Source organism: Actinoplanes siamensis (genome assembly GCF_016862395.1).
Taxonomy (GTDB): domain Bacteria; phylum Actinomycetota; class Actinomycetes; order Mycobacteriales; family Micromonosporaceae; genus Actinoplanes; species Actinoplanes siamensis.
Genome location: NZ_BOMW01000010.1, coordinates 14809 through 41219 on the forward strand (window position 1 = coordinate 14809; position 26411 = coordinate 41219).

Here is a 26411-nt window from a genome sequence, read left to right on the forward strand (position 1 = left end):
CGTGACACACCGGGATACACCGCGCGAGCGCGCGACCTGACCCGGCCCGAGGCCGGATCAGCCGACGCCGTCCGCCACGCGGGCGAGGCCCTCCGGGTGGAGGATCACGATGCGGCGGTACGCCGTACCGATCAGGCCCCGGGAGCGCAGCTCGTGCAGCGCCTTCCCCACGGTGGCGCGGGCGATGGCGATCATCGCGGCCAGCTCCGGCTGGCTCAGCGGGACGGCGATCTCGATCCGGCCGTCCGGGTGGTGACGGCCGCACACCTCGGCGATCTCCACCAGCAGCCGGGCCAGGCGGATGTGGGCCGGGAAGGCGGCGAAGTCGCTGCGCCGGCGGTTGGCCCAGGTGAGTTTGCGGGCGATGGTCGCCATCACCAGTGTGGAGGTGTCGGGATAGCGACGCAGGAAGTCCTCGAAGAGCGGCCGGGGGATCAGGCCGACCTGGACGACACCACAGGCGGTGACGGTCGCGTTGCGCGGCGTCCGGGTCAGGGCGCCGATCTCGCCGATCAGCTCGCCGGGCATCCGGATGCCGAGCAGGGTTGCCAGGCCGTCGACCGCCGTGGTCACCTTGACGAAGCCGCTCTCCAGGAGGACCACGTGCGACCCTATGGAGCCCTCACGGAGGATCGCGCCGCCGGCCGGATAACGCCGCCGCGCGCACAGGCCGAGCAACTCGCCGGCGGCTGACGGCGTGAGACCACCCAGGAAGGTTCCGGACGCCCAGCCGGTGATGGTTCTCGGGATCCGCTCCGCCATGACACCCCCTACGGTCGCCATCCTGCACGATGATCAGGCGGCCGTCTGCCCGTAAGAGGAGGCCGATGACGACGCGGAAGAGCCCACCGGCCCCGGCGCCGGCCGGCGTCGAGGACGCCTGGCGGGCCCTGACCCTCCAGTTCGACCAGGTCAAGCACGCCGAGACGAAGGCCGCCGCGACGCTGGCGTCGAGCGGCGTCCTGGGCGGGTTGCTGTACACCCTGGTCTCCCAGCACCGGGCCGGAGGGGCGCTGTTCGCGGTGGCCGCGATCGCCACTGCGGCCGCCGTCGTCACGGCGGCGGGCGCGGCCGGCGTGGCGCTGCGCCCGCGGACGTTCCTCCGCGACGGGCACCAGAACCTGCTCTTCTACCGCACCATCGCCGGGCGGTTCGGGCACGACGCCGAGGCGTTCCACCGGGAGCTGTCGGGTCTGCTCGGTGACCGGGCCGCGCTGCTCTCCGCGCTGTCCGGGCAGATCCTGACAAACGCCAACGTGGCCGCGCGCAAGTATCACGCGGTCACCATCGCGGTGCTCACGCTCCTGGTGGGCCTCGGGCTGCTGGCGGTCACCGCCACGATCGGCGTGCTGGCCCGGTGAGACCCGCGGTGGCGGGACGGGGCCGGGTCACCCGGTGGGCAGGCCCCGCCCCGCGTGCCGGAGCACCTCGGTGAGACGGCTCTCCGCCCGGGTGGCGGCGAGGCGTCCCCGGTGCAGCAGGGACAGGTCCTCGACCGCGCAGGCCGGCGGGCGGTACGCGTTCGCCGCCGCCAGCGCCGGGTTCAGCCGGGCCCAGGCGATCAGCGCGTCGGACAGCGCCGCGGGAACCGGGTCGAGCGCCGCGCCGGGGCCGGCGACCCGCTCGGCGAAGTGCTGCCGGTGCGGCCAGAAGGACCACACCTTGGCCTCGTCGATGAGCTGCTCGACCGGGCTTGGCCGGCCGTAGCGCAGGATGATCTCGTACGAGCGGAGGCTGCCGTCGGCGATCAGCTCGCCCAGCATCCCGTGCCGGGCGTGCTGGCCGGCCACCTCGTAGAAGGTGCTGCGGCTGCCGCGCGGCCGGGCCGCGCCGACGATCACCTTCCAGGTGAGCGGGCGATCGGGGCGGGCGGCGAGCAGCTCGGCGACCGCCCGGTAGTACATGGTCCGGGTCTGCCAGTGGTTGCGCTGGGCGCACGGGTTGCCGGAGAGCCGGAGGTACCAGCCGGCGATCGTGGCCCGCGCCAGATCCTCGTTCATCGTGTGCGACATCGTCCCTCGGTTCGTCCGGATCGGCTGGGAGACGTCGAGTGTCCCCAGTGGATCTTCCGGCCGGCATCACGTGTTCTCGTATAACGCCTGTCGTGTGCCGGTCACCTGATCCAGCACCGCCCCGCAGTCGGCGGGCACGTCGTTCGCGCACCACGCGACCTGCTGATCGGGGCGGATCAACACCAGCCGGCCGGGCCAGGCCGCGGGCATCGGCACGCCGGTCACCGGCAGGTGCCGGACCGGGATCCCCCGCGCCCGGGCCGCCGAGAGCAGCGGCCACCCGTGCTGTCCGGCGGTCAGGTCGACGAGCGTGAACTGCGGGCCGAGCCGGTCGAAGAGGTGGTCGCCGCCGGCCAGCCGGAAAGCCGGCGGACGGAAACCGGGCCGTCCCGCGGTCCGCGGCGCGCCGGTCCGCGCCGGGTCCAGCTGCGGCGCCTCCTGGCCCAGCGCCTCCGCCATCACCTGCTCGTTCGCACCCGACTCGACAAGCCGCTGGAAGCGCCGCCGGGTCTGCAGCGCGCGCCGGGCCAGTTCCCGGTCCAGCAGCGCCTGCTGCCGGCGTTCGCCCTGATAGCCGGCGAGCAGCGGCTCACCGGCCCAGGCGTGCACCGCGGCGGCCAGCCGCCAGCCGAGCCCGACCGCGTCGCCGATGCAGGTGTCCACCTCGTCGACAGGCGCCTCCAGCTGGTGCGCGGCCTGCCCGGCCAGGAAGACCCGGCCCCGGCGGTAGGCGCGGGCGATCGACGGCACGCCGGTCCGCTGCGCCACGGCGACGATCTCCGGCGGGTCGCCGGGCAGACCCAGCCGGTCCCGCAGCAGTTCGGCCGGGTCGCCGACGCCGGCCTGCTCGTCCGCGGTGACCGGCAGGTGCGCGACGCACAGGTCGCCGCTGTGGCCGGTCACCAGGGTCACCTCGGTGGCGATCAGGGCGGCCGGGTTCGGCCACCGGCCGGCCAGCGCCGCGCTGCGGAAGTGGACGGTGACGTACGGGGCGGGCGGGCCGAGCTCCTCCAGGGACAGTCCGGCGCAGCGGCGTACCGTGCTGTCCGCGCCGTCGCAGCCGGCCAGGTACGCCGTCTCGATGACCACCCGTGTCCCGGCCTCGGCGTCGATCACGGTGGCCGCCACGCCGTCCCGGTCCTCCCGCACGTCGGTGAGCGTCCACCGGGTCCGCAGGTCGATCAGCGGGTGCCGGCGCAGGGCCCGGCGCAGCCGGACGGCCAGGTCCGCCCCGGAGATCAGCAGGTACGGCTCGATCGGGGCGGTGCCGTCGGCGGTGGCGGCGTACGTCCGCCGCAGCTCCTCGGCGGACGGCAGCCGCCAGGTGAGGGCCGGTGCCCGCCCGGCCGCCCGGCTCCACAGGATGTCGATCGGGCAGCTCGGGTCCACGCCGTCCGGGCGCAGCTCCCGGGCCAGGCCCAGCCTGCGCAGCAGCTCCATGCTGCGCCCGCTGATCAGCACCGGGTCGGCCGCGCGCGGCGGACCGCTCGCCCGTTCCACCACGATGCTGGCCACGCCGTGGTGGGCGAGCTCCAGCGCGGTCAGCGAGCCGGCGACACCGGCCCCGGCCAGCAGCACCGGCGTACGCAAGGCGGGTGTCGGCATGGGCGGTGTCCCCTCGGGCCGGGCGGCTGGTTACATCGCCATGCTCGGTGCCGGAGCGGGGTTCGTGTATCCCGTGTTCACGTGATTGGGCCGCTCTCCCGGGCGACCCGGGCGGCCAGCTCGGCCCGGCGGCGCAGGCCGAGCTTCGCGAAGATGTTGCGCAGATGAGCGTCCACGGTGTGCCGGGAGATGTACAGCGTCTCGGCCACCTCGATGTTGGTCTTGCCGGCGGCGACCTCGAGGGCCACCCGCCGCTCGGCCGGGGACAGCTCGGGCAGCGAGGCCGGCGCCGGCGCGGGCGGCGCCGGCCGGGCCTCGCTGTGCCCGAGCAGCGCCGCGTCCTCCAGCGCCGCGGCCAGGGCGAGCGGCCGCCCGGCGTCCCGGAACCCCGCCACGGCGCGCAGCACCTGCCCCAGATCGCCCCGGTGCACCCCGTCGGCGTGCGCGGCGGCCCCGGCCGCCGAGCGGGAGCCGGGGTTGCGCCCGGCCAGCCGCCGGGCGGCCGCGACGACAGCCGCCGCCTCGTCGGGGTGGCCGGTGTCCCGGGCGATCCGGACCAGCGCGGCCGCCGCCGCCGGATCCGAGACCAGCAGCGCCGGTCGTCCGGGCAGCCCCGCGTAGATGCCGCGGAGCAGGGTGAACGCGGCCTGGGCGGAGCCTGTCGCGTCGAGCAGCACGGCCTCCGGCCAGAGCACGTCCTCGGGCACCGCGGTCACCCCGTCGGCGTCGAGCCGGCGGATCCGGTCCAGGTGCCGCTGCGCCGCCGGGATGTCGCCGCGCACCACCGCGAGGCGCACCAGCATGCCGAGCAGCGGCATGGCGAGCGCGTGCGCGGCGTGCTGCTCGGCGACCAGCAGACCGGACTCGGCCTCCACGGCGGCCTCCTCGAGCCGGCCGGTGGCGAACAGCAGGGCGGTCCGGAAGTGGTGCCAGAGCGGCTCGGTCCAGGTGGCGCCGGTCCGGTCGGACTCGCGGCGCCCGGTCCGGATCACCTGCTCCGCCTCCTCGAACCGGTCGAGGGCGATCAGCGCGGCGCTCAGCCAGATCCGGGGATGCCGGTGTGCCGCCTCCCCGCCGAACTCGTCGACCAGCGCGGTGGCCGTCCTGGCGAAGTCCAGCGACTCGTGCAGCCGGCCGGTGGTGAAGGCGACCAGGCTGCGACCGCTGAGGCCGAACACGGCGGCGCCGTACTCACCGCCGGCCCGGCCCAGGGTGTCGGCCCGGGCGCCGGACTCGTCGGCGGCCGGCAGGTCGCCGAGGTAGCAGAGGGCGTGCGCGCGGACCGCGTGCAGGCGTGCCTGCAGCCCCGCGGGCAGCCCGGCGTACCCCAGCGCCTCGTCGGCGTAGCGGACGCACATCTCGTTCCGGCCGCCGTGCTTGCACGCCTCGGCCAGGCCGAGCAGCAGCCGGGCCTCGGTCTCCGGGGCCAGGCCCGCGCCCAGCGCCTCGCCGCCCAGCTTGCGGGCCTCCTCCAGGCGGGCCGCCGAGGCGAGCAGGCCGACCGTGTCGGCGACCAGGGCCGGCCGCTCCGGGTCGTCCGGGCCGATCGCCGCCAGCGCGCGCACCATGACGTCGGCCGCGGCGCCCGGCGCCACCCGCGCCACCATGCCGGCCATCGAGCGGACCAGGCGCACCGCGTCGGCCGCACCGGACCGGCCGCTGCGCAGCTGGTGATCGGCGACCTCCAGGGCCGGACGGCCGACGTCCTGGGTGATCGCCGCGGCCTCCCGGTGCAGCTGCTCGCGCATCGTCCGCGGCAGCAGGCTGTAGACGGCCTGCCGGACCGCGTCGTGCGCGAACGCCAGCCCGCCCGCGCCGTCCTCCACCAGGAAGTCCGTCATCGCCTCACGGACCAGCGGATACAGCTCGGCGACCGGGCGGCCGGCGAGCCGGGCGGCCTCCTCGACGCCGAACGGACGGCCGAACACCGATGCCGCCTGCAGCATCCACGCGGCCGGCTCGGACAGCGTGTCGACGACCTCCCGGACCGAGTCGACGAAGCTCGACGGCAGGTCGCCGCCGACCACCGAGCCGACCCCGTCGGTGACCACCAGCTGCCCGGTCGCCACCAGCGCCCTGAGCAGCTGCCCGGTCCGCAGCGGGTTGCCGCCGCAGGAGGCGGCCAGCGCCACCACGGTGTTGTCCACCTCGGCGCCCACCACGTCCGCGCTGAGCCGCGCGATGGTCGTCTCGTCCAGCACACCGAGCCGGATCGGCGCGGCGCCGTCCCGCGTCAGCCGCCGGATCAGCTGGTGCCCCGGCTTCTCCCGGTCCTGCGCGGAGGGCGGGCGATGGGCCAGCAGCCAGCGCACCGGGGACGACTCCAGGGCCGGGATCAGCTCCCGGACGGCCAGCGCGCTCAGCTCGTCCATCCACTGCGCGTCGTCGATGACGATCAGCAGCGGGCGTTCCCGGGCCGCCTGCTCCAGCGAGGCGCGCAGCCGCTGCAGGGTGCCGAACGGGTCAAAGCGCTCCGGCTCCCGGTGCGCGAGCCAGCCGAACGCCGCGGTCGCCGGGGTGCAGTCGCGCAGCGCGCCGGCCAGGGTCACCAGGGGCGCCGCCTGGTCCAGATGGAACGCCTCGCGGGCGGCGACGGTGAGGTCGCGCCGCGCGGCCAGCCGCACCACGTCGCGCAGCAGCCGCGACTTGCCGATTCCCGGTGGCCCGGTCAGCGTGTGCCAGCCGCCGGCGCCGGCCGCGGTGTCGTCCAGGATCCGGGTGAGCAGCTCGACCTCGGTCTCCCGGCCGAGCAGACGCCAGCTCATGCCGCCCCCGTCAGATGAATCCCCGTGACGGCCTTGTCGCAGTACGTCTGCATATCTATCACAGGCGATCGGTACCCGCAGCTACCCGTTCCAGTGGGTACGGCGTGACCAGGCTCTTCCGCCCGGCTACCCACTCGTGCGGTGGGCCGGCCACCGTGGACGCCCCTAACGTCGCCGGGGAACGACGAACAAGGAGGTGTGGCGATGTACCGGAACGACTCCTTCGGACGGCGGCTGCGCCTGGGGCACCTCGGCCGCCGCGGCGGTTCCGGGCTGCTCCTGGTGCCGCTCGACCACGCGGTGGGCGCCGGCCCGCTGGGCGCCGCGGCCGATCTGGACGCCCTGGTCGCCCAGCTGGCCGAGCACGGCGCCGACGGTGTGGTGCTGCACAAGGGAGCGGCCCGCCGGATCCGCCCGGCCCGCTTCCGTGACCTGTCGCTGATCGTCCAGCTCACCGGGAGCACCGCGCTGGCCGCCGACCCGGACGCGAAGTATCCGGTGGCGAGCGTCGAGGAGGCGCTGCGCCTGGGCGCCCACGCGGTCAGCGTGCACGTGAACGCCGCCTCGCGGACCGAGGCGGCCCAGATCGAGCATCTGGCCGAGGTGGCCGAGCAGTGCGACAGGTGGTCGCTGCCGCTGCTGGCGATGATGTACGTGCGCGGCCCCGCGATCCGGGACGGCCGGGCGCCGCAGCTGGTGGCGCACGCCGTCGCGGTCGCCGCGGAGATCGGCGCCGACCTGGTGAAGACGGCCCTGCCGGACGACCCGGCGGCGGCCGCCCGGGTGATCGCGGGCGCCGGGGTGCCGGTGCTCGCCGCCGGCGGCGCCCCGGACCCGGGCCCGGACGCGGTGCTGAGCCGGATGGCGGATGCGATGCGGGCCGGCGCGGCCGGGGTCGCGGCCGGCCGCCTGGTGTTCACGGCCGGCGACCCGGCCGCCGTGGTGCGCCGCCTCGCCGCCGTGGTGCACGACCGCGCTCCGGTGGCCGTCCGATGAGCGCCGCGATGCGCGAGCGGGCCTGCTGGCTGGACCTGCGCCAGGCCGGCCGGTGGCGGCGGGAGGTCGTCGAGGAGGCCGTGCACCTGCGGTTCGAGGCGATCGTGGCGGACGACCCGGCGGACCTGGCCGGGTTGCCCCCGACCGTGTCGCGGGTGCTCGCCGTGACCGGCGGCGAACTGCCCGGCGATGTCGGCGACGCCGACCTGGTGCTGGTCGACCCGATCCGGCACGGGGATCCGCAGCGCCTGGCCGCGGCCCGTCCGGGCGTACGGTTCGCCAGCCGGGTCGAGGTGACCGACGCGGACACCCTGGACCTGGCGTGCCAGCGGGTCCGCCGGGACGAGCTGACGGTGCTGCGGTTCCGCGATCCGACGCACATCCCACTGGAGATCGTGCTGGCCGCCGCGGACGGCGCCCCGGGCCGCATCGTCACCGAGGTGGACACGGTGGTGGAGGCCTCGGTGCACCTGACCGTGCTGGAACGCGGGCCGGACGGGATCCTGCTGCGTCCGGGCGGGCCGGGGGACGCCACCAAGCTCGCCGAGGTGACCCGGCCCGGCTCGCCGGACCTGGACCTGGTCACGCTCACCGTCACCGGGATCCGGCACTGCGGCTCCGGGGAACGGGCCTGCGTGGACACCTGCTCCTACCTGGGGCAGGACGAGGGGATCCTGGTCGGGTCGCGTTCGCGGGGGCTGGTGCTCTGCGTGAGCGAGACGCATCCGCTGCCCTACATGCCGATGCGGCCGTTCCGGGTCAACGCCGGGGCGATCATGTCGTACACGCTGGCCGGGCACGAGCGCACGCGTTACCTGTGCGAGCTGCGGGCGGGCGCCACCGTGCTGGCGGTGCGGGCGGACGGGCGCACCCGACCGGTGACGGTGGGGCGCGTCAAGATCGAGACCAGGCCGCTGCTCGCCGTCGACGCCGTCGCGCCCGGCGGCGAGCGGGTCAACCTGATCGTGCAGGACGACTGGCACGTACGGGTGCTCGGGCCGGGCGCGGTGGTGCACAACTCCACGGAGCTCAAGCCGGGCGACGAGATCCTCGGCCACCTGCCCGGCCGGGAGCGCCACGTCGGCTATCCCATCGACGAACTGTGTCACGAGCTGTGACCGGGCTGGGGGACTGGACGGACTTCGCCGGGTTGGCGAAGGTGCAGGACGCGCTGTTGCCGGACACCCTGGCGGCGGCCGCCGCGTCACCGTTCTACCGGGAGCGCCGGGACGGGGTGCCGGCCGGCCGGGCCGAACTCGAGGACTATCCACTGACCAGCAAGGAGGATCTGCGCGACGCGTATCCGTTCGGGATGCTCGCGGTGGACCGGTCGCGGCTGGCCACCTATCACGAGTCCAGCGGCAGCACCGGGACGCCGACCGCGTCGTACTACACCGCCGACGATTGGGCGGATCTGATCGACCGGTACGCCCGGACCCACGTCGGGATCCGGCCGTCCGACACGTTCCTGGTGCGTACGCCGTACGCGCTGATGCTCACCGGACACGTCGCGCACGCGGCCGCCCGGGCCTGTGGCGCGACAGTGGTCCCGGCCGACAACCGGTCGCTGGCCACGCCGTACGCCAAGGTCGTGCGCCTGCTGCATGATCTCGGCGTCACGCTGACCTGGTCGCTGCCGACCGACGCCCTGCTCTGGGCCGCCGCGGCGGAGCGGCTGGGCCTACGGCCCGGTCACGACTTCCCGGCGCTGCGCGCGCTGCTGGTCGCGGGCGAGCCGCTGAGTCCGGCCCGGCGCGACCGGCTCGCCCGGCTGTGGCAGGCGCCGGTGGTCCAGGAGTACGGATCCAGCGAGACCGGCGGCCTGGCCGGCGAGTGCCCGCAGGGAAACCTGCACCTGTGGGCCGACCGGGCGATCTTCGAGGTGTACGACCCGGCCACCGGGCGCCTCAGCGCGCAGGGCGCCGGCGAGCTGGTGGTCACCCCGCTCTGCCGGCAGGCCATGCCGCTGCTGCGCTACCACATCGGCGACCGGGTGGAGGTGACCCGGCCGGACTGCCCGTGCGGCTGGGTGCTGCCGGTCGTCCGGGTGCTGGGCCGCTTCCAGGACGGCGCGGGCCTGACCCAGGTGGGCCTGGAGGAGGTGGTGTTCCGCCTGCCGGCCGAGTACGGGGTGCTGTTCTGGCGCGCCCGGCACACCCGGCACGGGCTGGCCGTGCAGATCGAGGTGCCGCCCCGCCACCGCCACGCCGCGACCGCCGAGCTCACCGCCGCCATCGGCGCGGCCTTCGGCGTCGACGTCCACGTCGAGCCGTTGCCGCCCGGCGCGCTGGTGCCGGTCCGGGTGCTCACCGCGATGCCGGAGGTGATGAAGCCGCGGGGGCTGTTCGCCGCGGACGAGGACTGGGACCGCGCGCTGCGCTACTACTGAGAGGAGGCGCCCGTGCGGATCGCCATCGTCGGCGCGGGAATCGGCGGCCTGACCGCCGCCGCGGCGCTCACCCGCCGCGGCATCGACTGTGTGGTCTTCGAGGGGCGCCGGTCCCCCGAGGCCGAGGAGACCGGGATCCAGGTCCCGCCCAACGCGGCCGGCGAGCTGATCGGTCTCGGGGTGCCGCTGCGTCACCGGGTGTCCCACCGGGAGCTGCGCCGCTGGGCGGACGGCGCGGTGCTCGGCCGCACCGATCTGACCCGGTACGCGACCGGATACTTCACCCTGCCGAGGAGCGCGCTGACCGCAGCGCTGCGGCGGACGGTCCCGGTGCGCTTCGGCCGCCGCTGCGTGGCCGTCCGCGACGAGCCGGCCGGCGTGGTCCTCGCCTTCGGCGACGGCTCGGCGGACCGCTTCGACGCCGTGGTCGGCGCGGACGGCCTGCACTCGGTGCTCCGGGACGCGGTGGCCCCGGCGGCCCCGCGCCACAGCGGCCTGGTGGCGCGCCGGGCCGTGCTGCCGCGGTCCGCCCCGGACCGGGTGACCGTGTGGCTCGGGCCGGGCCGGCACTGCGTCACCTACCCGATCGCTCCCGGCCGGCTGAACCTGGTGGTGGTCACCCCGGAGGGCCCGATGCCGTCCTTCGACGGCTGGGACCCGGCCGTCCGGGAGCTGATCCGGGCGGCCGGGCCGATGCGGCAGTGGCCCCTGCGCGACCTGCCGCCGTTGCCGTCCTGGCACCGCGGCCGGATGGTGCTGCTCGGTGACGCGGCCCATCCGATCCTGCCGTTCCTCGCCCAGGGCGCGGCCCAGGCGGTCGAGGACGCCGTGACGCTGGCCCGGTGCGCCGACCACCCGGATCCGTTCGCCCGTTTCGAGGCGCTGCGCCGGCACCGGGTCGGGCGGGTCTACCGGATGTCCCGGGCCGGTCTGCGGGTGCACCACCTGCCCGACGGCCCGGAGCAGCGGATCCGGGACCACGCGCTGGCGGCGGCCCCGGCGGGCGGGCACGACTGGCTCTACGGCTCACCGCGCGCTCGCCTCCCGGCGCCGTAGTAGCGACACCAGCTCCACCCGGGACGTCAGGTCCAGCTTCCGGAAGATCTGCCGCAGGTGGTAGTTGACGGTGTGCGGCGACCGGCCGACCCGCTCGGCGATCTGCCGGTTGGTCAGCGCCAGCCCGACCAGCTCGGCGATCTGCAGTTCCCGCTCGCTGAGCAGGCTCCAGTCGGCGTCCCGGGCGACCTCCCGCCGAGGGGGCCGCCGGGTCGCCGGCCGCGGCCGCTCCCCGCGCAGGGCGGCCACCACCGCGCACGGCATGGAGGCCTCGACCACCGGGCGCACCAGGTCGTGGCTGAACCGCAGCGCGCCCCCGGAGGCGACCAGCAGGCCCGCGTCGAACGCCTCCTCGATCGCCGGCAGCAGGCCGGCCACGGTGCTGCCGAGCAGGCTGCCCAGCCGCGCGGGCGGGAACGGCGAGGGCAGCGCGATGGCGGCCTGCACCAGGTGGCGCCCGGCCGGGCTGAGCCCGGCGAGCCGCCCGGCCAGCCGGGCCCGGGTCCGTTCCGGCAGCCGGAACGGCATCGGCGTGGCGACCCCGTCCTCGATTCGGAGCAGGCCCTCCGCGCGCAGGGCGGCGATCAGCCGTACGACCGCCCCGGGGCGGCCCGTCGCCACCCGGCTCAGGTCGAGCAGCCGCGGCCCCGGCCGTACCCCCGGAATCATGGTCGTGATCAGCCCGCGGACCTCGCCCGGCGCGAGCGGCCCGAGCCGGATCCGGTGCGCCTCGGCCGCGATGCCGGCCTCACCCGTCGTGACGACCAGCACCCCCGCCTGCGCGACCAGCTCTCCGGGCGCGTGCGGATCGACCGGCCCCGGCCGTCCGCGGACCAGCACCACCCGATCCGGGCGGGCGCCCACGCCCACGCCCAGGTCGCGGCCCACGGCGGCGAACTCCCGCAGCAGCCGCGCGCGCCCGCTGTCCGGCGGCCCGCCGACCAGGAGCACGGCCGGCCGGTCCGGCGTCACGCGGTCCAGCAGCGCGCGGAAACCGCGCATCTCGCGATCGCGCCCGGTCAAGGGAAGTGACTGTTCCATCGGTCCTCCTCCGCAGGTGGATCCGATGGTGCGGGCGGCGCCCCGGCCGGACCCGCCAGAAGTAGCGCATCCGCGGGCCCGGAGAGTCGGGGATCCAACAGCGGATCCCCCGTCGAAGGCCGGTTCCAGCTGTTCGACGGCCGGCGCCGGTGGCGTCCGCGTTCCTCAGAAGGTGACCGGCAGCGAGGCCAGCCGGTGGCCGATCGGCATGGTCGGCAGCCGGTCCGGTGTCCGGTAGGCGGGCCGGAGCCCGGGGCAGCGCCGCAGCAGGATCCGCAGGCACTCGTCGGTCTCCATCCGGGCGAGCGCCGCGCCCAGGCAGTAATAGGTGCCCATGCCGAAGCTCAGATGCCGGTTCCGCTCCCGGGTGATGTCGAACCGGTCCGGATCGGGGAAGACCTCCGGGTCCCGGTTGGCGGCCATCAGCGCCAGATAGACGTGCTGTCCCGCGGGCACGGTGTGCCCGGCCAGCTCCACGGGCCCGGTGGTGACGCGCCCGATGACGCCTGCCGGTCCGTCGCAGCGCAGCATCTCCTCCACCGCCGACGGGGTCAGCTCCGGGTCGGCCCGCAGCCGCTCCAGCTGATCGGGGTGCTCGAAGAGCAGGACCAGCCCGTTGGCGATCAGGTTCGCGGTGGTCTCGTGGCCGGCGAAGAGCAGCAGCACACAGTTGGCGACCGCCTCGTCCTCGGTCACGATCCCCTCGGCCTCGGCCGCCATGAACGTGCTCAGCACGTCCTCGCGCGGATCGCGGCGCCGGTCGGCCGCGATGACCCGCAGGTAGTCGTGCATCTCCAGCATGCTGCGCTGGGCCTGGCGCAGTCCCTGCAGGTCGCCGTTGCCGAAGATCGGCAGGATGTCGCGCGACCAGGCCTGCAGCTGTTCACGGTCGCTGACCGGCATGCCGAGCAGCTCCGCTATGACGTTCGCGGGCAGGGGGTACGCCAGGTCGCGTACCACGTCCATCTCGCCCTTCGGCGCCACGGCGTCGAGCAACTCGTTGGTGAACTCGCGCACCCGGGGTCGCAGCCGGTCCACCATGGCCGGGGTGAAGTACCGCTTGAGCAGCTGCTGGAACCGGACGTGATGGGCCGGGACGGTGTGTCCCATCCACATCTCGATGGACCGGCGGACCGGGGCCAGTTCCTCCTGCTCCGCGGGGGTCAGGCGCTGCAGGACCCGGGCCATGTTGGCGCTGTCCATCCGCTTGTCCCGCAGCGCGGCGTTGACATCCGCATACCGGGTGAGCAGGTAGGCGTCGAGCTGAGGCAGCCAGGCGAGCGGGCTTTCCGCGCGCACCCGGTGCAGGAACCCGTTGGGATCCGACGTCGCCTCGGGCGTGAAGAGATCGTATTCCGGTACGGTCGCGGCGTGATTGCTCATGACCGCGATTCTCGCCGTTCCGGATGATCGTTATCTATGCCTGACCGCGCCGGGCGTGCGGTCGGTGGTCAGCCGCCGGCCTTGCGCCGCCCGTGCCGCGGCGGCAACGTGCGGCATCACCGGCTATGCGGGGCCGGGGCTGGTGATCGTGGTGCGGAGCACGATCCGGGAACGGCGCGGGGACGGCGCCCGCCTGGGGATGGGGGCGGGCGCCGTCAGGTGCGCGCTAGGTCAGATCTTGCCGGTGCCGGCCCCGGCCGTGACGGTGGCCTTGACCGTGTTGTTCGACTCGGGGGTGTAGGAGTACGGGATCGCCGCGACGCCGGCGCCGTTGCGAACCTCCTCGGTCCCCGAGTTGACCTTGTAGTTGTTCAGCACCTTGAGGTTGCCGGAGTCCGAGTCGCCGGTCTGGGTGACCGTCGGGTGTGCGACGTTCTCGAAGTAGTTCCGCTCGACGAAGACGCCCGCGTTCTCGGTGGACGCCACGCCGTACGAGCCGATGTTGCTGTAGTAGTTGTTCAGCACGTGGACCGGGTTGGCGAACCGGACCCGGGGGTGCCGCTGGTTGGTGCCGTCGAACCAGTTGTGGACGTAGGTGACGCGCAGGTGCCCGAGGTCCTGCGAGCTGTTGTCGTCACTGTGCCCGAGCAGCATGGACTTGTCGTGGTTGTGCAGGTGGTTCCAGGAGACCGTGATGAAGTCCGAACCGCGCTTGATGTCGATCAGGCCGTCGTACCCGTTGGACAGGTCGTTGTGGTCGATCCAGACGTTGGTGGTGCCCTCCTGCACGTTGATCGAGTCGTCGCCGGCGTTCTTGAAGACCAGATTCCGGATGATCACGTTGCGGACGCCGGACAGGTTCAGCCCGCCGCCGGTGATCCCCGAGTTCGAGCCGACGCCGACGATCGTCTTGTTGGAGGCGACGTTGTACATGCCGGAGATCGAGATCAGGCCGGAGACCCGGACGGTCTGCGACGTGCTGGAGCTGAGCGCCGACTTGAGGGCGGACGCCGAGGTCACGGTGACCGAGGTGCTGGACGAGCCGCCGGAGGTGCCGCCGTTGAGGCTGGCGAAACCGACCGGGCTGGACTCGGCCGCGGACGCGCTGAGCTGGGTCGCGGTCAGCGTGCCGCCGACGGCGAGGACGCCGGCGGCGGCCGCGGCGAGGACGGTGCGACGTGACGGGGACATGGGGGATTCCTCCGCTGGGGACGGGTGAAGGGGAATGAGGTGGGGCCCCAACGTGCAGGTAAGCGCTTTCCTCGGCCGAAACTAGGGCTCGTGTCCAGCTATGTCAATGAGTGATTTCCGGGAGGTTTCCGGAAGGCCCTTAACCGGTTCACGCTGACCTGCGGGTTCGCCGCGCGTCATCACTCGACGTGCTCGTGCAGCATCTGTACAACTGGAGCATGCTGATCTATCTCGACTGCGACACCGGGATCGACGACGCGATCGCCATCGCCTACCTGCTCGCCCGTCCGGACGTCACGATCGCCGGGATCGGCACGGTCCACGGCAACACCACCGCGTCCCAGGCCGCGGCCAACACGCTGGGGGTGCTGGCCCTGGCGGGCCGCGACGACATCCCGGTCGCCGTCGGCGCCGGAGAACATCCGCGATCGGTCTCGGTGCACGGCGGCAACGGCGTCGGCGGGGTCCGCCTCCCGTCCGGACCGGACCCGATCGCGGGTACGGCCGAAGCGCTCCTGCTCCGGCTCGCCCGCCGGCACCCCGGGGAGCTGCACGTGCTCGCCACCGGGCCGTGCGGCAACCTGGCCGCGGCGTTGCGGGCCGAACCCCGGCTGCCCGCGCTGCTCGCGTCGGTCACCGTCATGGGCGGGGCGGTCCGGGTTCCCGGCAACCGGATGGCGCACGCCGAGGCGAACATCGCGCACGACCCGGCCGCGGCCGCGACGGTGCTGGGCGCGCCGTGGCCGTCGGTGACCCTGGTGCCGCTCGACGTCACCATGCGGCACCGCTGGGGGACCGCCGACGTGGCCCGGCTGACCGGGTCGCCGCTGCGGGAGGCCCTGTCCGCGATGGTGCCCGTCTACTTCGACAGCTACCAGGACAGGTTCGGCGCCCGCGAGATTCCGCTGCACGACCCGCTGGCCGCCGCGATCCTGGTGGGCGACGCGACGCCGGACGACGCCCCGCTGTTGTCGATAGTGGTGGGCGCCGATGGCCGTACCACCGAAAACGGTCCGGGAAATGTCCGGGTGGTCTTCTCGCTCACTCGGCCGGTCGCGCCGATCCTGCTGGACAGGATCGCCGGCTGAAAGGCGCGCGGGAACCACCCGGACACGCGAGCTGTTCCGGCCCGCGAGCGCGGGGAGGGCCGCGAGAATCGGTGACTTCCGTTCCACTGCATTGAGGGGATTGCTTGATGCGCAAGTCGCTGGCCACCCTGGGCGCGCTCGCCGTCGCCGCCGGTGGCGTCCTGGCCACCACCGGTCCGGCTCAGGCCGCGCCGGCCCTGCGGTTCTACGCCGTCCAGTACGACTCGCCGGGTAAGGACACCCGCTCCAACGCGTCGCTGAACGCGGAGTGGATCCAACTGGTGAACACCGGCAGCAAGGCGGTCAGCCTGAAGGGCTGGAAGATCGTCGACAAGTCCCGGACGTACACGTTCGGCAGCGTGACCATCGCCGCGAAGGGCGGCAAGGTCACCCTGCACACCGGGAAGGGGACCAACACCAGGACGACGTTGTACTGGGGCTCCGGCAACTACGTCTGGAACAACACCGGGGACACCGCGACGTTGCGGACGAGCGCGGGCAAGACGCACGACACCTGCACATGGGGACAGAAGGCCGGCCGCACCAAGGTCTACTGCTGACGGCCGGCCGGGCCCGGCCGCTCGCTCCGGCGGCCGCCCGGGCCCGGCCGTCCTCCGATCAGGAATCGAGGACGGCCACCCTGCCGGTGCTCCCGTCCACCTCCACCGGCGCGCCGTCGGGCAGGGCCGTCGTCGCGTCCGGCACGGCGAGGACGGCCGGGAGGCCCTGCTCGCGGGCCACGATCGCGGCGTGCGAGAGCAGGCCGCCGACCTCCGTGACCACCGCGCTGACCACGCCGAACAACGGGGTCCACGCCGGATCCGTGGTCCGGCACACGAGGACGTCACCGGACCGGACCCGGACGAAGTCGGCAGGCCCGCGCACCACGCGCGCCGGTCCGGTGGCGAGTCCTGGGCTGCCGGGCGTGCCGGTCAGGGCGCTGCCGCCGCCGTCCCGGCCGGGCGCGGGCGCGGCGGGGACGGCGCTGGTCACCGGGCGCGACTGGAGAATCCAGACCTGGGCGCCGGCGATCGCCCACTCGACGTCCTGCGGGCCGCCCAGCAGGCCGGCGATCCGCCGGCCGAGCCGCGCGAGCCGGACGACCTCGTCGTCGGTGAGGCAGAAGCGCTCGCGGTCGGCCTGTTCCACCTCGCGGGTCACCGTGCGGTCGATCCGGGTCCGCTTCGTGCCGAGCGACCGGCGGATGACGGCGTCGCCGGACACCGTCCAGGAATCCGGGGTGACGCGGCCGCCGACCACGCTCTCACCCAGCCCCCAGGACGCCTCGAGCCGGACCTCGCCGCCGGTGAACATCACCCCGGCGACCTCCGCGTCCACCAGGCGCTGCACCAGCACGGCGATCGCGGGCGACCGGGTGTCGCCCTGCCGGCGCCGGTACGCCACGGCGCGCTCGGACCACAGCGACGCCCAGCACCCGCGCACGGCCTCGGCCACCTGATCGGGGCCGCGGACCCCCAGGAAGGTGTCGTGCTGTCCGGCGGCGGTGGCGTGGGCGGTGTCCTCACCGGTCGCCGACGAGCGCACGGCGAGGTGACCGTCGCCGAGCCGCGGCAACGCCTGGGCGATCTCGTCGAGCAGCGCGGCGGAGAGGCCGCCGTCCGCCCGCTCGTAGGCGGCGATCGGCACCACGAAACCAGGGGGGACCGGCAGGCCCGCTCGGAGAAGCCGGGCGAGCGCCGCTGCTTTTCCCCCGGAGGTCGCGGTTTCGGCGTCGGCCAGATCGATCAGCAACAGGCCTCCTTGGGCGTCCGTGGAGGATATCTGGACCATTACCCTACTTCCGGGAGGCGGGTGCGCCGCGTTGACGCCCGGTGCGGGAGGCTGAATGCTGACTGCCATGACGCATGCCTCAGCACCGGAACTGTCGGTCCTGCACGCCGTGCGGGTGAGCGGGGTGGCCGCCGACACGGTGGTCGCCCGCCGCGCCGGCATCGACCCCGGGACGGCATCCGAGCTTCTGCGGGACTTCGAGGCGTACGGGTGGGTGACATACGTCGAGTTCGGCGGCACCAGCGGGTGGACGCTCACCGAGGCCGGGCGCGACCGGGACTCCCGGAACCTCGCCGAGGAGCTCGACCGGGCCGGCGCCCGGAACGCCGTCGAGCAGGCGCACAAGGAGTTCGAGATCCTCAACGGACGGCTGGTGCGGGCCTGCACGGACTGGCAGCTGCGGCCCGCCGGGGACGACCGCCTGGCCGCCAACGACCACAGCGACCCACGGTGGGACGGCCGGGTGCTGGACGAGCTCACGGTGATCGGCGCGGAACTGACCCGGCTCACCGGCGCTCTCGCCGGGGTGCTGGCCCGGTTCGGCGGCTACGCCGAACGGTTCGGCGCCGCGTTGACGCGGGCCCGTGCCGGGGACGGGCAGTGGGTGGCCGGGATCGGTGTCGCGTCGTGCCACGCGGTGTGGATGGAACTCCACGAGGATCTGTTGTCGACACTCGGCATCGTCCGTGGCGCCGAGCCGGGAAGCCGGTAGGTTCTCTCGTGGCCACCCGATATCTCTATCTGGCGCGACACGGCGCGGCGGACGCTTTCGGCGAGCTCACCGACGCGGGATACCAGCAGGCCGACCTTCTCGGACGGCGGCTCGCCGGGCTGCCGATCGACGCGGTGTGGCACTCGATGCTGCCGCGGGCCGCCGCGAGCGCGCGCGAGATCGCCGTACACCTGCCGGACGTGCCGGTCGCCGAGGCGGCCGAGCTCGTCGACCACGTGCCGTACGTGCCGGACGCGGACGAGATGCCCCGCGCCTGGGCCGGCTTCTTCGACGGTTACGACGAGGGCGAGGCGGCCGCCGGCAAGCGGACCGCGGAGGCTCTGGTCGCCCGGTTCGCCAGGGCCCCGGAGCGCACCGAGCCCGACTCGCACGAGGTGCTGGTCACGCACGCGTACCCGATCGCGTGGCTGGTGCGGCACGCGCTGCAGGCCCCGCCCACCCGGTGGCTCGGCCTGGACAGCGCGAACACCGGTCTCACCGTGATCGAGTATCGGACCGGCCTGGCACCCACCCTGGTGATGTTCAACGACCAGAGCCACCTGTCGGGTGACCTGCGCTGGACCGGATTCCGCGCGGCGGCCCGCCCGTGACGGCGCATCGGCAGTCCTGATCTTTCCCCGGCGCCACTGCTCGGCGCGCGTGCACCCGGTTGCGGCCGCCCTGCTTCGCCTCGTAGGGCCGCTTGTCGGCGGCGTCCATCGCGGCGGCGATGCCGGCCGGCTCGGTGATCCTTGCGAGACCGAAACTGATCGTCATGCGCAGTCGGCCCGCGATCGGCTCCCAGGGGTACGCGCGACCTGCGCGCGCAGCAGGTCGCACGCGGCGCGCGTCCTCCGGGCCGGCCCCGCTCAGCGCGACCAGCAACTCGCCCGGGCGGGCCACCGGGTCGCTGTCGCGCACGCCGTCCAGGAAGATCGCCGCTGACCCGGGACCCGCAGCCCGGCGTCACTCGACGGTGATCAGCACCTTGCCGACGGCGCCCCGCTCGACCGCGTCGTGCGCCTCGGCGGCGCGCTCCAGCGGGAAGTAGTGCAGCGGCAGCCCGTGCTCCTCGCCGACCGGCAGCGCCCCGTCCCGCAGCGCCGCGCCGACGTCCTCGGCCGCCGCCTGCAGCGCCGCCTCCCCGACCGTGTAGAGGATCAGGAACTGCACCCGCGCGTTGATCATCATGTGCGGGCGGATGTCGAAGGCCGCCGTGTCCCCGCCGTTGTTGGCGTAGATCGCGATGGTCGCGTGGTTCGCCGCCACCGCCTGGTTGAGCTCTGCGTTGCGGGCGGGCGACACCTCCACGACGATGTCCACCCCGTTCGGGGCGACCGCGCGGATCTCCCCGGCCGCGTCGTTGCGCCGGTAGTCGACGACGTGGTGCGCGCCGGCGGCGGTGGCCAGCGCCGCCTTCTCCGGGCTGCTGACCGTGGTCACCACCGTGGCGCCGGACCAGCGGGCGAGCTGGATCGCGGCGTGGCCGACAGCGCCCGCCCCACCGGCGACGAGCACGGTGCGGCCTTCCAGGGCGCCGGGGGAGAGGCGGCGCGGGCCGACCTCGGAGACGGTCAGGGCGCGGTGCGCGGTGACTGCCGGCACGCCGAGGGCGGCGCCCGCGTCGTACGACATCGGCTCGGGAAGTGGAAAAGCGTGCCCCGCCGGAACGATGGAGAAGTCGGCGGCGGTGCCGAACGGCCCGGTGTGGGCCGCGAGCATGACCCAGACCCGGTCGCCGACGTGGTGCGACAGCACGCCGGGACCGACCGCGTCGACGATCCCGGCGCCGTCCATGTTCGGGACCGAACCGGCCGAGCCGGCCGAGCGGCGCTTCCAGTCCGTCGGATTCACGCCCGAGCGCACCACCCGGACCCGGATCTCGCCGTCACCCGGCTCCGGGACGTCGCGCTCGATGAGCCGCAGGCCGGAGTCGCTGAGAATGATCGCCCTCATGCCGAAACCCTACGTCAGGTCGTGCGCAGCACCTCGTCAATGCCGCCCTCGGCGCGCCAGCGGCGCAGCAGATCGTGGAAGACGACAGGGCCCGGGCCGAACGAGTTGTTCACCGGCCGCGGCTTGCCCTCGCCGTTGTAGTACCCCGGCGTGCACTCGGCCTGGAAGTCGAAGGTGACGGGGGCCGTCTCCCGGATCACGTCGACCCACGCCTGCTCGGCCTCCGCGGTCGGCTCGATCCGCCGCGCGCCGCGCTTGCGGGCCTCGCCGATCAGCGCGCCGATGTGGATGGCCTGCTCCTGCAGCACGTGCGTGAAGTTGACCGAGGCGGCGTTCTGCAGCGAGCCGAGGTGGAACAGGTTGGGGAAGCCGTGGCTGTAGAAGCCGTGCAGCGTGCGGGGTCCCTTCGACCAGTGCCGCAGCAGCGGCAGGCCGCCGCGGCCGTACACCGGGAGGGTGCCGGAGACGACGCCGGAGATGCCGACCTCGAAGCCGGTGGCGAAGATGACGCAGTCGACCTCGTACTCCCGGTCGCCGACGACGACAGCGGTGGGGGTCATCGCGGTGATGCCGCCGAAGTCGGCGGTGTCCACCAGTGTGACGTTCGGCCGGTTGAAGGTCTGCAGGTAGAAGTCGCTGAACGTGGGCCGCTTGCACATGTAGCGGTACCACGGCTTGAGGATCTCGGCGGTGGCCGGGTCCTCGACGATCTCGTCGACCCGGCCGCGGATCTCGTCCATCTTGCGGACGTCGGCGAGCTCGTCGAGGTGCTCCCGCTCCTCGGCGGAGATGGTCTCGTCGAGCGTGCCGGTGAGCAGTTGGCGCTGCAGGCGGGCGGTGGCGGTCCAGCCGTCGCCGATCAGGTCCTGCTCGACGTGGCCGCCGGTGACCAGCGTCAGGAAGTTGTCCATCCGCTCCTGCTGCCAGCCCGGCCGCAGCGACGCGGCCCAGGCCGGGTCGGTCGGCCGGTTGCCGCGCACGTCCACCGACGACGGGGTGCGCTGGAAGACGTAGAGGTGCTCGACGTCGGCGGCGATCGACGGGACGATCTGGATCCCGCTGGCGCCGGTGCCGACCACGGCCACCCGCTTGCCGGTGAGGTCGTAGTCGTGCGCCCAGCGGCTGCTGTGGAACGTGCGGCCCCGGAACTCGTCGATGCCGGGGATGCCGGGCAGCTTCGGCTGGGTCAGCGCGCCGGAGGAGATCACCACGTACCGGCTCCGGAACTCGTCGCCGCGGTCGGTCGTGACGGTCCACTCGGCGGCGTCGTCGTCCCAGCGCAGCTCGGTCACCCGGGTGTGGAACATGGTGTCCGCGTACAGGTCGAACTGCTTGGCGATGGCGACCGCGTGCTGGCGGATCTCCTCGCCCGGGGCGTACCGCCACTTCGGGACGTAGCCGACCTCCTCCAGCAGCGGCAGGTAGACAGTGGCCTCGATGTCGCAGTGGACGCCGGGGTAGCGGTTCCAGTACCAGGTGCCGCCGAAGTCGCCGGCCTCGTCGATCGTCCGCAGGCTCTCGACGCCGGCCTGCCGCAGCCGCGCGCCGCTGACCAGGCCACCGAAGCCGCCGCCGATCACGACCGCCTCGACCCGGTCGTGCACGGTGTCCCGTTCGGCCCACCCGGTGTAGGGGTCCTTGGCGTACGAGCTGAACTCGCCGGCTGCCCGCCGGTACTGGGCGTTGCCCTCGGGCCGGATGCGGCGGTCACGTTCCGCCTGGTACTTCGCGCGCAGCGCGCCGAGCTGCTCGGCGGAGTAGCGGCGCGGCTGGAAGGTGCGGGACATGAGCGTCCTTCTGGGGAAACCGAAGGGGATGGCCGGATCAGCTAAGCCGTGGCGGGTTTTTAAGTCAAGTGATTGTTCGATGGAATGTCGATCACTGTGGACTCATCGGCGCCCGGTAGAGCCCCTCGATCGCGTCGATCAGGCCGGTGGCGGTGCGGGCCCAGACCCGCGCCGCGCCGGCCGCGTCGTCCGGCAACAGGCGCTCACGCCGGGCACACAGGTGCACGATCAGGGTGTGCGCCATGTCGTCGCGCTCGGTCCACACCGCCGGCCGCAGGCCGGGCAGGCAGACGTGCAGCGCCGCGGTGATCGCCCGCAGCCCGGACGCCCCGGCGAACTCGGGCGCGGCGAGCTCCCGCAACCCCGGCTCGGTGATCACCTGGGCGGCGAACCGGGCGTACCGGCTCGGCGTGCCCAGCGACGTGAGGTGGTCGGTGTACGGCCGCACCGTGCAGGTCACCCAGTCGCGCGGCTCGGTGCTGCCCCGGTACCTCGCCAGCAGCCGGGCCCGGATCGCCTCCATCGGCTCGGCGTGCCGCCGGATGATCGCCCGGACCAGATCCGCCTTGGTGCCGAAATGGTAGTTCACCGCGGCGTTGTTGCCCTGCCCGGCGGCCTCGCTGACCTGCCGGTTCGAGACGGAGAACACGCCGTGCTCGGCGAAGAGCCGCTCGGCGGCCAGGATGATCCGCAGCCGGGTGCCCTCCACCTGCTCCTGGCGCGGCCGCCGGCTGCCCGCCCGCTCGGTGACTCCCATGCCCCGGCACGTTATCGGATTGCGGCGGCCCGTCGCGCGGACCACGATGGGCGGCGTGCGCACGCCGCTGCAGGGCGGGCTGCCGCCGAGCGGGGCGGTGGCCGGCGCCGTGGTGGAGATCGCCTGTGACGAGTCCGGGTTCTCCGGGACCAACCTGCTGCGCTCCGGCGCGCCGGTGATCACCCACGCCAGTGTGGACCTGACCGGGGACGAGGCGCGGGAGCTGATCACCGGGCTGAGCTCCTCGCGGCACGAGGTCAAGGCCGGGCAGCTGCTCCGCGGGCCGGGCGCGGCGATCGACTGGTTCCTGGCCGCGCTGGCCGGTCGCGCCCACGTGTGCCTGATCGACAAGGAGCTCTTCCTGATCACCAGCATCGCGGGACTGCTGCTGGGCGACGCGCAGCGTGCCGCCGGGCTCGCCCGCCATCCGGCCGGCCCGGAGCGGGACGCGTTCCTGGCCGCCTTCATCGACCTGGTCCGCAGCAAACGGCGGCGTCCCCTCCCGCCCCGGGTCGAGCGCTTCTTCCGGGCCCGGGACGCGCTGCGCCCGGGAACACCCGCCGACGAGCTCGACCCGGTGCACGTCCGCGCCGTGGTGACCCGGCTGGACCAGGAGGACCGGTCGATCCCGCCGCCGCTGGAGCCGCTACTGCCGGCGCTGGCCTCGACGGTGCTGCACTGGAGCGGGCCGCGGCGGCGCCGGGTGCTGGTCACCCACGACGAGCAGAGCGCCCTCACCGCCGACCGCCTGACCCGGCTGCAGCTGGCGCTGGCCGGCCCGGACGGGGTCTCGCCGCTGGCCGGGCTGGTGATGGCAGACTCCCGGGACGATCCGCGGGTCCAGGTCGCCGACCTGCTCGCCGGGGTGGCCCGGCGTTCGGCGCCCGGCGCCCTGGAGGCGGCGGGACTGGTGACGTCGCGTTCGGTGCCCGGCGTCCCTGTCACCAGGGGGTGACAGCGGCCTTGACCACCAGGGGGCGGCCAGTTGACCGGTTCTGCCCAGGTCAGCGGCCGACCGGAGCTCCGCCCGGTCCGGCCAGGCCGCGGTGCGCCCCGGCGCCGAGCCCCATGGTCACCCTGAACCGGATGGTCGCCGGCGCGCCCCGGATCCAGGGCGCTTCCGGGAAATCGGGACCGGCCGGACCCGGGTCCGGTGATGATCTGTCCATGAACGTGATCGACGAGGTGTGGAAGCGGGCGTGCGCCCACCGGGGCGGCGGGGTCGGCGACCGGCATCTCAGCGCGTTGTTGCTGGTCCACGGCGCGATGCTGAACGGCGGCGCGGCGACCGTGGCTGTGGGTTTCGATCCGGAGGACCTGCGGGCCGCGGTGGAGGCGTGCGAGTACTTCGGCCTCAACGGCCTGGCGAATCTGTTCCGCGAGATCCCGGCGGCGGCCGATTCGGAGGACGACGAGCGCCGCCTCGACACGTTGTTCCGGGACATGGACCCGGAGGGCATCATGCTGCCGGCCGCGTTCGAGGACCGTTACCACACCACGCCCGAGGACTTCGCGCCGGTGGCCGGACCGAGAGGGCTGTTCCGCACGCTCTGATTTTTTGTCGTACCCGGCCGCTACGGTTCCCGCATCCGATGACGGACCGCATGGCGAAGGGTGGCTGTGATGCCTGCCGACACGACGTACCTCGAACTCTCCGAAGACAGCGGGAGCGCGCACAAGTTCTACGAGGTGACCGTCGACGGCACTGATCTGACCATCCGATATGGCCGGATCGGCGACCGGGGCCAGCTGAAGCGGTCGTCGTTCACCAGCCCGGAGAAGGCGAAGGCAGAGGCGTCCAAGAAGATCGGGGAGAAGGTGCGGAAGGGGTACGCCCCGGCGGTGCCCGGCGGCCGGCGGAAACGGTCGGTGTCCCGGCGGCAGATCGTCAGCACCCGCTCCACGGCGACCCGCGCGCCGATCCTGTGGCGCTACGCGTCCGGCAGCCCGGCGTTCGGCATCTTCGTCGACGACGAGGTGTGCATGGTCGGCAACGAGAGCGGCCTGATCACCACGCTGGGCCACGACGCCACGGTGCGCCAGCAGTTCCGGCTGCCCGACGGGGTGAAATGCATCGTCGCCGACGACGGCTGGATCTACGCGGGCTGCGACGACGGCAACGTCTACGACCTGTCCGGCAAGGTGCCCCGCCTGGCCTACCGGATCGCCCCGGAGATCGACATCTACTGGCTGGACATCCACGACGGTGTGCTCGGGGTCTCCGACGCCAACGGCGGGATCTCCGCCATCGACCACGAGGACGAGTTCCTCTGGCAGCGACCCGGCCGGGGCAACTCGGCGTGGATGGTCCGGTGTGACGAGACCGCCGTGCACCACGGCCACTCGGGCGGCGTGACCAGCTACGACTGGCGCACCGGGCGGGAGAGGTGGCACACGCGGACCGGGCCGGTGCTGTTCGGCTGGCAGGAGCGGGACACGGTGTTCGCGGGCACCTCCACCCGCCAGGTCGTCGAGCTCGGCAAGGACGGCTCGCACCGCCAGGTGTACAAGTGCGACGCCGCGGTGTATTCGTGCGCCGCCGCCGCGGACGGGCGTTACGTGTTCGCCGGGGACAGCGCATCGTCGATCTACTGCTTCGACACCAACGGCACCCGCCTGTGGAAACTGGCGACCGGCTGCGGTTCGGCCTTCTCGATGCAGTACCGGGACGAGCGGCTCTACATCGTGACCACCGACGGCTCGCTGGCCTGCATCGACGCCAGTGAGGCGGCGATCCGGGCGGCGGTCGGCGGCACCGTGCCGCAGGCCGTCGACGTCAAGGCGCCGCCGCGGATGCCGGCGGTCGTCCCGTCCACGACGGTCGAGGTGGTGCACGACGCCACCGACGGCGTCCTGGTCGAGTGCGTCGACGTCGGTGGCCGGCTGCGGATCCGGGTCCTGTCGTCCGGCTACCACGCCGACTGGCAGGTGCAGTTCCCCAAGGGCATCCGCGAGGCGGGCAGCAGGTTCGTCGTCAGCGGGGTGCGCGAGGCCGCGCGGGGCGGCTTCTACCGGGCGTACGGGGAGATCCGGCGCCTGGTCTGACGAACCTGGCAACGCCGTGCCGCCGCGCGCCGGGACGGCGGCCGGGTGATCGTGGCCGCGACGGAGCGCCGGTTACCGGGAGAAGGCCGAGCTGCCGGTGGTCCGTCTCACGCGGTGGGTCGGAGGGTGAAGGTGCTCTCGGCGGTGAACGAGTCCCCGCCGGAGGGTTTGTCGATGTAAAGATCCGTGCCACGGCGGTGCAGGAAGTAGTCCGGGAAGTTGATCGACCGGACCCGGAACGAGCCGGCCGGCTGGTCGTCCTCGGCGCAGAACGTGGCGTCCTTGCGGAACAGTTCGGAGTCGTCCTCGGCGTCGAAGCGCAGCCGGTAGTCGAAGTGCCGCAGGTACTTGCCATCCTCGTCGCGGAACGTGAAGCAGCTGTCGTCGGCCAGGCCCCGCACCACGGTCAGGGCCGCCGGGACCTGGGACATCGTGGCGTATTCGCCCTTGACGGCCAGGTACGAGTCCGGGTCGTCGGCGGGGGAGACCTGCCAGGTTCCGGTGGTGAGACCGGCCGGAGCGGTGGGGCTCGGCTCGGCGGCGGGCGCGGAGGACACCGCCGCCGACGACGCGGCGACCGGCGTGACCGGCTCGGCGGGGGAGCGCAGCACCAGGTAGGCGAGCGCCGCGACGACGATGACGCCGGCGGTGATGACGAGGGCGAGGACGCCGGGGTGCAGGCGGCGACTTTGGCGGACGTCCATGCCGCCGCGGCCGTAGATGGTCATCGGGTTCCTCCTGGTGCGGGCGCGACCGACAACGGTACCGTTCGCGGCGCAACGGGCGCGCGGAAGCACGGAGGAGCGGCGGCGGATCACCCAGCAACCGCCGGAGCGG

25 protein-coding genes are annotated in these 26411 nt (G+C 73.8%); 12 read left to right on the plus strand and 13 right to left on the minus strand.

All coding sequences use genetic code 11. The features are described 5' to 3' along the window. Positions 1-57: 57 nt before the first annotated feature. Positions 58-783 (minus strand): Crp/Fnr family transcriptional regulator, encoded by a 726-nt coding sequence (locus Asi03nite_RS04625; protein WP_239102380.1) that lies wholly within the window; start codon positions 781-783, stop codon positions 58-60. A gap of 44 nt (positions 784-827) precedes the next feature. Between Asi03nite_RS04625 and Asi03nite_RS04630 the strand changes: the two genes are divergently transcribed. Next, positions 828-1361, plus strand: a complete 534-nt coding sequence (locus Asi03nite_RS04630) for a Pycsar system effector family protein (RefSeq protein ID WP_203677146.1) — start codon at positions 828-830, stop codon at positions 1359-1361. A gap of 27 nt (positions 1362-1388) precedes the next feature. Here Asi03nite_RS04630 and Asi03nite_RS04635 read toward each other — a convergent pair whose 3' ends face one another. From Asi03nite_RS04635 to Asi03nite_RS04645, 3 genes are all read right to left on the minus strand, one after another. Further along, positions 1389-2012 carry a hypothetical protein gene (locus tag Asi03nite_RS04635; RefSeq protein ID WP_239102381.1) on the minus strand — a complete coding sequence of 208 codons (624 nt, stop codon included), beginning with the start codon at positions 2010-2012 and terminating at the stop codon, positions 1389-1391. 66 nt (positions 2013-2078) lie between these two features. Beyond that, a complete protein-coding gene (locus tag Asi03nite_RS04640) occupies positions 2079-3617 on the minus strand; it encodes an FAD-dependent monooxygenase (RefSeq protein ID WP_203677147.1) in 1539 nt (512 codons plus the stop codon). A 77-nt stretch (positions 3618-3694) separates the two neighbouring features. Then, positions 3695-6382 (minus strand): ATP-binding protein, encoded by a 2688-nt coding sequence (locus tag Asi03nite_RS04645; protein WP_203677148.1) that lies wholly within the window; start codon positions 6380-6382, stop codon positions 3695-3697. A gap of 204 nt (positions 6383-6586) precedes the next feature. On the opposite strand from Asi03nite_RS04645, the gene Asi03nite_RS04650 reads away from it, so the two are divergent. Genes Asi03nite_RS04650 through Asi03nite_RS04665 form a run of 4 tightly spaced genes read left to right on the plus strand, consistent with a single transcriptional unit; the run spans position 6587 to position 10823 of the window. After that, the gene (locus Asi03nite_RS04650; RefSeq protein ID WP_203677149.1) at positions 6587-7378 is read left to right on the plus strand and encodes a 2-amino-3,7-dideoxy-D-threo-hept-6-ulosonate synthase; all 792 of its coding nucleotides are present in this window, start codon (positions 6587-6589) and stop codon (positions 7376-7378) included. Further along, positions 7375-8496 (plus strand): 3-dehydroquinate synthase II family protein, encoded by a 1122-nt coding sequence (locus Asi03nite_RS04655; RefSeq protein WP_239102382.1) that lies wholly within the window; start codon positions 7375-7377, stop codon positions 8494-8496. The genes Asi03nite_RS04650 and Asi03nite_RS04655 overlap by 4 nt, the downstream gene beginning before the upstream one ends. Continuing rightward, positions 8481-9767, plus strand: a complete 1287-nt coding sequence (locus Asi03nite_RS04660) for an AMP-binding protein (RefSeq protein WP_239102383.1) — start codon at positions 8481-8483, stop codon at positions 9765-9767. The genes Asi03nite_RS04655 and Asi03nite_RS04660 overlap by 16 nt, the downstream gene beginning before the upstream one ends. A gap of 12 nt (positions 9768-9779) precedes the next feature. Next, on the plus strand, positions 9780-10823 hold the full coding sequence (locus Asi03nite_RS04665) for an FAD-dependent monooxygenase (protein WP_203677150.1): 1044 nt from the start codon (positions 9780-9782) through the stop codon (positions 10821-10823). Here the strand turns inward: Asi03nite_RS04665 and Asi03nite_RS04670 are convergent. From Asi03nite_RS04670 to Asi03nite_RS04680, 3 genes are all read right to left on the minus strand, one after another. Beyond that, entirely contained in the window at positions 10794-11864 is a 1071-nt protein-coding gene (locus Asi03nite_RS04670; RefSeq protein WP_203677151.1) for a helix-turn-helix transcriptional regulator, read from the minus strand. The two genes, Asi03nite_RS04665 and Asi03nite_RS04670, sit on opposite strands and share 30 nt — an antisense overlap. A gap of 165 nt (positions 11865-12029) precedes the next feature. Then, positions 12030-13247 carry a cytochrome P450 gene (locus Asi03nite_RS04675; protein WP_203677152.1) on the minus strand — a complete coding sequence of 406 codons (1218 nt, stop codon included), beginning with the start codon at positions 13245-13247 and terminating at the stop codon, positions 12030-12032. Positions 13248-13478: 231 nt separating this feature from the next. Continuing rightward, entirely contained in the window at positions 13479-14438 is a 960-nt protein-coding gene (locus tag Asi03nite_RS04680; RefSeq protein ID WP_203677153.1) for a pectate lyase family protein, read from the minus strand. Positions 14439-14626: 188 nt separating this feature from the next. Here Asi03nite_RS04680 and Asi03nite_RS04685 point away from each other — a divergent pair, with 188 nt between their 5' ends. After that, positions 14627-15526 (plus strand): nucleoside hydrolase, encoded by a 900-nt coding sequence (locus Asi03nite_RS04685; protein ID WP_239102384.1) that lies wholly within the window; start codon positions 14627-14629, stop codon positions 15524-15526. A gap of 107 nt (positions 15527-15633) precedes the next feature. Next, entirely contained in the window at positions 15634-16086 is a 453-nt protein-coding gene (locus tag Asi03nite_RS04690) for a lamin tail domain-containing protein (RefSeq protein ID WP_203677154.1), read from the plus strand. Positions 16087-16144: 58 nt separating this feature from the next. Here the strand turns inward: Asi03nite_RS04690 and Asi03nite_RS04695 are convergent, their stop codons facing one another. Next, the gene (locus Asi03nite_RS04695) at positions 16145-17278 is read right to left on the minus strand and encodes a PEP/pyruvate-binding domain-containing protein (RefSeq protein ID WP_203677155.1); all 1134 of its coding nucleotides are present in this window, start codon (positions 17276-17278) and stop codon (positions 16145-16147) included. Positions 17279-17384: 106 nt separating this feature from the next. Between Asi03nite_RS04695 and Asi03nite_RS04700 the strand changes: the two genes are divergently transcribed. Together Asi03nite_RS04700 and Asi03nite_RS04705 are read left to right on the plus strand one after the other, a co-directional pair. Next, complete coding sequence (locus tag Asi03nite_RS04700; RefSeq protein ID WP_203677156.1) at positions 17385-18029, plus strand: helix-turn-helix domain-containing protein; 645 nt, start codon at positions 17385-17387, stop codon at positions 18027-18029. Positions 18030-18037: 8 nt separating this feature from the next. Then, the gene (locus Asi03nite_RS04705; RefSeq protein ID WP_203677157.1) at positions 18038-18640 is read left to right on the plus strand and encodes a histidine phosphatase family protein; all 603 of its coding nucleotides are present in this window, start codon (positions 18038-18040) and stop codon (positions 18638-18640) included. On the opposite strand, the gene Asi03nite_RS38855 is transcribed toward Asi03nite_RS04705, so the two are convergent. The 4 genes from Asi03nite_RS38855 to Asi03nite_RS04725 form a co-directional block, all read right to left on the minus strand. Continuing rightward, a complete protein-coding gene (locus Asi03nite_RS38855; protein WP_203677158.1) occupies positions 18573-18950 on the minus strand; it encodes a diguanylate cyclase domain-containing protein in 378 nt (125 codons plus the stop codon). The two genes, Asi03nite_RS04705 and Asi03nite_RS38855, sit on opposite strands and share 68 nt — an antisense overlap. A gap of 45 nt (positions 18951-18995) precedes the next feature. Then, a complete protein-coding gene (locus Asi03nite_RS04715) occupies positions 18996-19985 on the minus strand; it encodes an NADPH:quinone reductase (RefSeq protein ID WP_203677159.1) in 990 nt (329 codons plus the stop codon). A 14-nt stretch (positions 19986-19999) separates the two neighbouring features. After that, a complete protein-coding gene (locus tag Asi03nite_RS04720; protein WP_203677160.1) occupies positions 20000-21772 on the minus strand; it encodes a flavin-containing monooxygenase in 1773 nt (590 codons plus the stop codon). Between the two features lie 91 nt (positions 21773-21863). Further along, positions 21864-22529, minus strand: coding sequence for a TetR/AcrR family transcriptional regulator (locus Asi03nite_RS04725; RefSeq protein WP_203677161.1), 666 nt, complete (start codon positions 22527-22529; stop codon positions 21864-21866). Positions 22530-22575: 46 nt separating this feature from the next. Between Asi03nite_RS04725 and Asi03nite_RS04730 the strand changes: the two genes are divergently transcribed. The 3 genes from Asi03nite_RS04730 (at position 22576) to Asi03nite_RS04740 (ending at position 25574) form a co-directional block, all read left to right on the plus strand. After that, positions 22576-23484, plus strand: coding sequence for a hypothetical protein (locus Asi03nite_RS04730; protein WP_239102386.1), 909 nt, complete (start codon positions 22576-22578; stop codon positions 23482-23484). A gap of 212 nt (positions 23485-23696) precedes the next feature. Then, positions 23697-24083 carry a DMP19 family protein gene (locus Asi03nite_RS04735; RefSeq protein ID WP_203677163.1) on the plus strand — a complete coding sequence of 129 codons (387 nt, stop codon included), beginning with the start codon at positions 23697-23699 and terminating at the stop codon, positions 24081-24083. A gap of 69 nt (positions 24084-24152) precedes the next feature. After that, a complete protein-coding gene (locus Asi03nite_RS04740; RefSeq protein WP_203677164.1) occupies positions 24153-25574 on the plus strand; it encodes a WGR domain-containing protein in 1422 nt (473 codons plus the stop codon). 107 nt (positions 25575-25681) lie between these two features. Here Asi03nite_RS04740 and Asi03nite_RS04745 read toward each other — a convergent pair whose 3' ends face one another. Next, positions 25682-26302, minus strand: a complete 621-nt coding sequence (locus Asi03nite_RS04745; RefSeq protein ID WP_203677165.1) for an AbfB domain-containing protein — start codon at positions 26300-26302, stop codon at positions 25682-25684. Positions 26303-26411: the final 109 nt, after the last annotated feature.